The organism is uncultured Muriicola sp. (assembly GCF_947258935.1).
GTDB lineage: Bacteria > Bacteroidota > Bacteroidia > Flavobacteriales > Flavobacteriaceae > Muriicola.
The window spans coordinates 1-1,621 of sequence record NZ_CAMYKH010000151.1; the positions used below are offsets into that span (position 1 = coordinate 1).

Sequence of the window (1,621 nt, forward strand, 5' to 3'; positions counted from 1 at the left end):
CTGGGTGTACTATATTATAGGAAGGTGTACCATTAAAAAGTCAGGATAAATAAACCTTATTTAGCAATGACTATCCACTGTGTTCCGTCACTCTGAATAGTATAGCGTTCACCACTGTTTATAGCGTATTGGGAGGTTTGGTTTGGGTCTGGTTAGGACTAACCCATAAATGACCTGAGAGGTTCTTATTTAGGTAATTACAAGATTCTTAGTATCTTTATTTTGGAATTCTCCTTGCGGGATAGGAGTAATAAAATTGATTATACAACATGCTGGTAAAACAATTAAATCAAAAATATATGAAAAAAGTAATGATAATTGCCCTTGCTGGATCAATGTCTATCCTATCTTCATGTGCTGGACGTGTACAAGTCGATGCTGAAACTATTTGTGAATGTTGGAAAGAAACCGAGTCCAAAGATCCATCAAAAACATTCGATGATTGTCGCGAACTAGAGAAAGAAATCCGTGAGAAGTATAAAGATGATGATGATGCGCTTCAGGAGATGGAGGATGCCTTGAATGAAGGTTGTGCAGCTTCCAGATAATAAATGATACTTCTTGGGCGATTACTAAAGGTCGCGATAATTTTAATTCCTGTCATAGTAATTCCCTGGACGGGAGTTGCTGACCAATTTTATTTTCCAAAAGCTTTTGTATTATGGCTTATTGGGATAAGTCTGCTTTGTTGGATAGTTTTTAAAGGGGGCTATACTTCTATAATAAACTTACCGAAATGGCTTTTAATTCCGATTGGTGTATTTCTTTTTGCCGTGTTGTTATCTGCGAGTCTATCACCACACCAACAAATTGTGTGGGATGGCCTCTTATGGAGACACGAGGGTGTGTATACATTACTCTGCTATATTTTGCTTTTTCTTCTATCTGCTAACCTCAACACAGTTTCGACAACGTCTATTTTTGAAGCAATTATTCTCTCTAGTTCTTTTGTCAGCCTTATTGGGTTACTTCAATATTATAATGTACAAATAATTCCTCAAGACACTTTAAGATATTCCTGGACAAGAATCTATTCTACTATTGGCAATGCGAACTGGTTAGCCAGCCTCTTACTATTGGCACTTCCACTTACTTTTTATAAGGCTTCTACAAGCTCGAATCACTTTTATAAAATTGCACTGCTATTAATATCTGCTTGCCTGTTTGCGACTGGTTCTAGGGGCGCCTATTTGGCTTTATTTATAATGGCTATTGCGATAATTCTATCAAAATGGAACTCTTTAATCAGGATTTCTCGCAAGCTAATTTTGCCCGCCTGCGTTGTACTTATTGGTTTTTCCATAACGTGCATACCTAATTACTATCCTCTTCAAAGGATTTATTCTACATCAACAAATATTAACTCTGCATTAGTTAATAACGATATGGCCGCTGGTGAGTACAGATGGCATCTATTTTCAGAAGCGGTAAAAATGATTCCTAACTATGTATTCATGGGATCCGGTCCAGATACTTTCGGAAAAGAATTCGACCAGGAAAGTACTTGGCATATAATGGAAAGGGATGGTATAAAAAAATCACATCGAGTCAAAATACTGAAAGCACATAATGAGTATCTGCAATTAGCAGTTACGATCGGACTTCTTGGCTCTCTTTCCTT

At 37.0% G+C, this 1,621-nt stretch carries 2 protein-coding genes; both read left to right on the forward strand.

The features are described from left to right. The first annotated feature begins 299 nt into the window (after positions 1-299). The gene (locus tag Q0X72_RS13825) at positions 300-548 is read left to right on the forward strand and encodes a hypothetical protein (protein WP_297766612.1); all 249 of its coding nucleotides are present in this window, start codon (positions 300-302) and stop codon (positions 546-548) included. Positions 549-551: 3 nt separating this feature from the next. Beyond that, the coding region (locus Q0X72_RS13830; RefSeq protein ID WP_297766614.1) for an O-antigen ligase at positions 552-1,621 on the forward strand (1,070 nt) is incomplete at its 3' end.